The sequence below is a fragment of the Rhodospirillales bacterium genome (genome assembly GCA_016872535.1).
In the GTDB taxonomy this organism is placed as follows: Bacteria; Pseudomonadota; Alphaproteobacteria; order Rhodospirillales; family 2-12-FULL-67-15; genus 2-12-FULL-67-15.
Genome location: VGZQ01000007.1, coordinates 46735 through 52734, shown reverse-complemented (window position 1 = coordinate 52734; position 6000 = coordinate 46735). Strand labels below are relative to the sequence as shown.

Genomic DNA, 6000 nt, shown 5'->3' with positions numbered 1-6000 from the left:
GCGGATTTGGATTTCATGAACGCCCTAGCTCCCCACCACCATGGGCGCGGTCAACCGGCGCAGCAGCGCGATCACGCTGAGCGCCGTATTCTTCCCGGTCGCGGGATTTTCCTCGGTCGGAATGTTGGCGATGCTCATTTCGAACCGCGTCGAATCGGAATCGACCTTGACCGTGTGGGTATTGCGGTCGATACCGGGATCGGCCCAGATTTCGTAGCGCGTGCGGTCGACCCCGATCCCGGCCAAGCCCAGGGCGACGGCGATATTGACATTGGCCGGAAACATGGCGGCGGCTTCGCGCACCGTTCCTTCGTAAAGCTTGATCGGCCCCGCGAGGCGATCGATATCGATCCCGCGCTCGACCACGAACTTGGCCGAACGCAGGCCCTTCGGCGGCTTGCGGGTGACCATGGTCACCGAATGCACGGTTCCTTCGGCGACCGCCCGCACCGCGTCCAATCCGAGCAGCGCGCCGGTCGGAATCATGATGCGGGCGCCGGTTTCCCTGGCCCGTTCCGCCAAGTCAAGATGACCGAGCAACGACGTGATCGACAGCGGCACGAATATCCGGCCCCGCTCGATCGCCGGCCGGGCGATTTCCAAGAACCGTTCGGGCGGCGCGCACTCGACAATCACGTCGGCCATATCGGCAAGGCGATCGAGCGGCACCACCGGAACCGACGACTTGAATCCGGCCACGGTTCGGCGGGCCTTGGTCTCGTCCCGCGCCGAAACGGCGGCGAGGACGAGTCCGTCGATGCCCCGGTCGAGCGAGCGCGCGACGACGCGGCCGACGGTGCCGAGCCCGGCGATCGCGACCGCGATCGGTGCCTGCGCGGACGGTTTAGCCAACACGGGTTTTTCTCTTGTCCTTTTCGGCCAGCAGGACGAGCGAACGTTGCTCGAAGCCGTCCAATTCCCTGAGCAGCGCGACGATATCCGCCCGCTGGCGCTCCAGAACCTTCTTGCGCTCGCGCAGCTTCTCCACGAACAGCTTGAGTTGCGCCACCTCGGTCGGATCGACGTCGTAGAGATCGAGGATCTGGCGGATATCGGACAGCGAAAATCCGAGCCTTTTCCCGCGCATGATCAGCTTGAGCCGAACCCGGTCGCGGGCGGCATAGACCCGCCGCTGCCCGGCGCGGTGCGGCGCGAGCAATCCGCGGTCCTCGTAAAAACGAATGGTGCGCGTGGTCACGCCGAATTCGCGGGCGAGATCGGCGATGCCGAAAGTATCCGTCATGGGGGGCCGAGTGTACTTGACGTTTACGTAAAGGAAAAGGAAACTTGTCCCTTGCCGACGGATGGATAGATGATAACCCGATCCCAGTGCATGAACAGCCGCGTCCCTGGCTTGCCTAAGTCCCCACCCATTGCCCTTATGGCCATCTCGCGCTTTTCATCCATGACGGCGGTGCTTGCCGCCCTGATTGCCCTAACCGTTGCGGTCGACCCTACGAACGCGACGCCATCGGAGCAAGGCGTATCGCCGCACTGCCGGATTCCCGGCGGCATGATCGACACGCGCCGGCTGCTACCCTTGACGACCGCGAGGCTGGCTACCGGCCAACCCCTCGTGATCGTCGCCGTGGGGTCGTCCTCGACCGCGGGCGCCGGCGCCAGCCACTCCGGCGCCAGCTATCCCGCGCGCTTGCGCGAAGAGCTTGTCCGGCGCTTTCCCGCCGTGCCGATCACCGTCATCAACCGGGGAATCGGCGGCGAAACATCGCGGCAGATGATTGCGCGCTTCGAAAAAGACGTGCTCGCGGCCGAGCCGCATCTCGTGATTTGGCAAACCGGTACCAACGCCGCCTTACGCGAGCAGGATCCGGCCCATTTCCGCCGCGATATCGCGGAGGGACTGAGGCTTCTGCGCCGCGCCGGCGCCGACGTGATCTTGATGGCGCCGCAGTTTGCCCCGCGTTTCAACGATATGCCCGACCGAATGGATTTCATCGACGCGATTCATACCGCCGCTACCGAAGAAGGCGTCGTCCTGTTCCCCCGCCATACGATTATGAAATATTGGATCGATAGCGGCCGTTTCGATTTCAAGACCATGCTGTCGCCGGACGGCTTGCACTTGAACGATCTCAGTTACGACTGCATCGCCCAATTGCTCGCCAATCAGATCGAAAATATCGTCCGGCCGTCCGATATCGCCCGCTCACCGCGGTGAAGTCTCTCCGGCGGCACCTGGGGCGCGGCGCGCGGCGCGTTCGACGATATCGGCCAGCAACTGTCCCAGGCAATCGTGCACTTGGTCGGCGTTGAGTCTCTGTAACGCGCGACTTGGATCGTCGAATTTGGCAATACCTTCCTCAACCCAGTACTTCATGATGTCATGGCGATTGAACAAAATGACATCCCAACTGTCGGCGATCCGCTGCATGTATTCGGCGTAGGGCTCGAAATTGATCATCGCCGCCGCGCGCGGATTGTACTGCGGCTCGATCAATATCACGTCGCTATGGCCCTCGCGAAGCTTGACAATACCCGCGCCGATGGCCTCGCCCATCAGATTGACGTCGAGACCTCGTACCGCTTCGACCGAACCGGTTTGCCAAATCACCACCGTCGGCTTGAGCGGAATCACCTTGGCTTCGATCGCCGCCGCCATGTCGACCGCCGTCCAGCCGCGCTGCGCCAAATTCACCAACGTAACCGGCATGTGTGAATATCGGCGGTTCAGCTCCTCGCGCAGTCTTTCGGGATAAGAACGAAAAGCGGCGGTAACCCCCGCCCCCATGCCGGTCGAAGACATGGTGCCGAGAACGACGATCTTGATCGGTTGGTTTTTCTCGATCGCTTCGGCCACGCGCGGCAAGGGCGAATCCGCGCGAACGAGGTTCTCCGGCACCCGGCACCAGTCGATGCCCGGATCGGATGCCGGCGCCCGATCCGCGGTTATCAAACCAACAAAACCAAGAGTCCAAATCGCAATGAATAGTCTCATAGCCGTCCTCATGTCGAAGAAGTCCTTGGCGCGGCAGTGCGCGCCGCCGCCTCCTGCTTGCGATACCAGGTCAACAGCCCGGCAAATAGAATCATAACCACGATGCCCGTGGCACTGACCGAAATCTGGGCAATCCAAGTGGAATTGAATTCGGTCAGGAAAAAGTGACCCAAAAAAGACAGCAGAGCGCCCAGGCAGAAGATTTGCAGCGAATGCTGTCCGCAAAGGATGACCGGCTTCGATACGGGCCAACGCAGAAACGGGGCGTCGATTCGAACCGCAATCACCACCAAATAAGCCAGACACAGAAAGTGGAACAGTCGCAAAAGGTCAAGATTCGTTTTGTCGATCGGGTAGATCACCTTGGCGAGACCGCGAGGAACCATCGCCGCGAGGGTGGGATTGGACCATGACGCGACCAAAAACAAACTGAACAGCAGGTAAACCGCCGCGAACGCGGCCGAAGGCCCGACCGGCAAGCGCTTGCTCGGACGAAAATCGCGCACACGGCACAAAAAGGCCCCGATCACGAACAGAAACTGCCAGGCGAACGGATTGAAGAACCACACGCCATCCGGATAGCCGGGCAGGTTGACGTTGAAATAATTGGCAAACGCATAAACCGCCGCCGATCCGGCCAGCGTCATCACCGGCCTATGTTTCAGGCTCCATAAGATCGCCGGAAAAATCGCCAGCAACACCACATAGAGCGGCAAGACATCGAGATTGACGGGCTTGAATTTCAGCAATAACGCCTGCATCAACGCCGTGTGCGGCTCGGCCACGAAGGCCGACAATCCCATCTCGTCGGCGAACATCGGGTTGTTGTAGCGCTGCCCGACATAGATCACGTGGCCGATGAACAATGTCACCAGAAAAACGTGCGCGATGTAGATTTGCCAGCACCGCCGGAGCACTTGGGCCGAAGCGAAAAGGAATCCCTTCCGTTCCATCGAGATGCCGTAAGCCAGCATCGCCGAATAGCCGGAAATGAAAATGAAAATTTCGGTCGCGTCGCTGAGGCCAAAATTGCGGACCGTCACCCAACTCGCGACGTTGTTCGGAATATGATCGACGAAAATGAAAAACAGCGCCAGCCCGCGAAAAAAATCGAGACGATAATCGCGCGGCGGCTTGCCGGCGGTCGTGAGCAGGGCCGGATTCGGTCCGGCGGCGGCAGTGGACGACATCGGCGTTGTCGCGTGAATCCTTCCCTTCCCCTCTCCCGCCAATGAATACCAGCCGTCTGGCGAAGCCTCTATGAGACTGGATTCCCCAACCCGCCTGGGTTCAGTTGCCGAGGAGAAGCCAAGCAGCGAGCCCGAGAAAAGCGAAAAAACCGACTACGTCGGTGACCGTGGTCAGGATCACGCCCGAGCCGACCGCCGGATCGATGCCGGCGCGCGCCAGCACCAGCGGAATCGTCGATCCGGCGAGTCCGGCAACCACTAGGTTGACGATCATCGCCATGCCGAGGACAGCACCCAAGGTGGCGCTGTCGAACCACATCCAGGCGACAATGCCGGTGATAACTGCGAACAACACGCCATTGAGGCTCCCGACGACGACTTCCTTGCCGATCACCCGCGCGGCGTTGACCGCCGTCAGCTCCTTGGTGGCCAATGCGCGCACCATCACCGTCAACGTCTGCGTGCCGGCATTGCCGCCCATGGAAGCGACAATCGGCATTAACACCGCCAACGCCACCATCTGCTCGATGGTGGCGTCGAACCAGCCGATGACGATCGAGGCGAGGATCGCGGTCGCCAGATTGACCAGCAGCCACGTAAAGCGCGACCGGGTCGTATCCACCGTGGCGCTGTAGAGATCGGCGCGCCCAACGCCGCCCAACCGGAGAAAATCTTCCTCGTTTTCCTCCTGGATCACGTCCACGACGTCGTCGACGGTAATCGCGCCCACCAGCTTTCCCGCCTCGTCGACCACCGGTGCCGAGACCAGGTCGCGCTGGCGAAACAGGAATGCGACTTCTTCCTGGTCCATGGCTGCCGGAATCAGCTGCATCTCGGTTTCCATGATCTCGGTTACCGGAACCTGCCGCCGTGTCCGCAACAATCGGCTGAGGGGAATGGCGCCGAGAGGTTTGCCTTCTCCGTCCACCACGAAGATGTCGTAGAATACTTCCGGCAAATCCCGTTGCTCGTCGTCAGCGGTGCGCCGGATAAAGTCGATGGTTTCGCCCACGGTCCAATGCGGCGGCACCTCGACCAGCTCGCGCTGCATCAGGCGTCCCGCGCTGTCCTCGGGATAGGCCAGGGCATCGCGGATGACGGCACGCTCTTCGGCGGGAATCGCGGCAAGAACTTTCTTCCGCTCGTCCTCGGGCAACTCCTCGACGACGTTGACGGCATCGTCGCTGTCGAGTTCGCGGACGGCCGCCGCGACATTCTCGAGGCCGAGCTTGGCGATGATGTCGTCGCGGACTTTCTCGTCCAGCTCGTGCAGAATTTCGGGGTCGAAATCGCGCTTGATAATTTCGACCAACGCGCCGCGATCTTCGATCGCAAGCCTTTCGAGCAGATCGGCGACGTCGGCGTAATGCAGCGGCTCGAGGATCCGTTTGACGCGCGGGATATCTTCGGCGGCGATCGCGTCGGCGATCTCCTCCGCGACCCGGTCGAGCGGATAGGCTTCCGGGCTCTCCGGTCCGGCGTCGCCGGGAGGCGCTTCCTGGTCGGGCTCCCGTTCGCTCATGGCCTAATCCTTCGATGAGCGCCTAGTAAAACGGCCCGGCGATAAATAATCGCGCGGGCGAATTGTCGTGCGAACGCGCGCCTAGCCGCGTGACGTGCGTATTAAATTAATGCGCCCCTATCGGGGCGCGGGCCTGGAAATATGGTGCGGTCGAGAAGACTCGAACTTCCACAGGGTTGCCCCCACAGCGACCTCAACGCTGCGCGTCTACCAGTTCCGCCACGACCGCGATATTTCCCCGCAGCGACGTCACACGAGCCTTTTGCTCTTGCGACGAGGCCGCAAATGACCGTTGATAACGCCCGGAAATAGCAAATCCCCTCTGTCCGCGC

The 6000-nt window shown here is 61.4% G+C and carries 6 protein-coding genes and 1 tRNA gene; 1 reads left to right on the top strand and 6 read right to left on the bottom strand.

The features are described from left to right. Positions 1-24: 24 nt before the first annotated feature. Positions 25-852, bottom strand: a complete 828-nt coding sequence (locus FJ311_02890; GenBank protein MBM3950378.1) for an aspartate dehydrogenase — start codon at positions 850-852, stop codon at positions 25-27. Next, complete coding sequence (locus FJ311_02885) at positions 845-1243, bottom strand: MerR family DNA-binding transcriptional regulator (protein MBM3950377.1); 399 nt, start codon at positions 1241-1243, stop codon at positions 845-847. The genes FJ311_02890 and FJ311_02885 overlap by 8 nt, the downstream gene beginning before the upstream one ends. Positions 1244-1312: 69 nt before the next feature. Between FJ311_02885 and FJ311_02880 the strand changes: the two genes are divergently transcribed. After that, positions 1313-2179 (top strand): SGNH/GDSL hydrolase family protein, encoded by an 867-nt coding sequence (locus FJ311_02880; GenBank protein MBM3950376.1) that lies wholly within the window; start codon positions 1313-1315, stop codon positions 2177-2179. On the opposite strand, the gene FJ311_02875 is transcribed toward FJ311_02880, so the two are convergent. From FJ311_02875 to FJ311_02860, 4 genes are all read right to left on the bottom strand, one after another. Then, a complete protein-coding gene (locus FJ311_02875) occupies positions 2168-2827 on the bottom strand; it encodes an SGNH/GDSL hydrolase family protein (protein MBM3950375.1) in 660 nt (219 codons plus the stop codon). The two genes, FJ311_02880 and FJ311_02875, sit on opposite strands and share 12 nt — an antisense overlap. 137 nt (positions 2828-2964) lie before the next feature. Beyond that, positions 2965-4146 carry an OpgC domain-containing protein gene (locus FJ311_02870; GenBank protein MBM3950374.1) on the bottom strand — a complete coding sequence of 394 codons (1182 nt, stop codon included), beginning with the start codon at positions 4144-4146 and terminating at the stop codon, positions 2965-2967. 100 nt (positions 4147-4246) lie between these two features. Then, the gene (mgtE, locus tag FJ311_02865; protein MBM3950373.1) at positions 4247-5668 is read right to left on the bottom strand and encodes a magnesium transporter; all 1422 of its coding nucleotides are present in this window, start codon (positions 5666-5668) and stop codon (positions 4247-4249) included. A 142-nt stretch (positions 5669-5810) separates the two neighbouring features. Continuing rightward, positions 5811-5897 (bottom strand) — tRNA-Leu (locus FJ311_02860). Between the last annotated feature and the right edge of the window lie 103 nt (positions 5898-6000).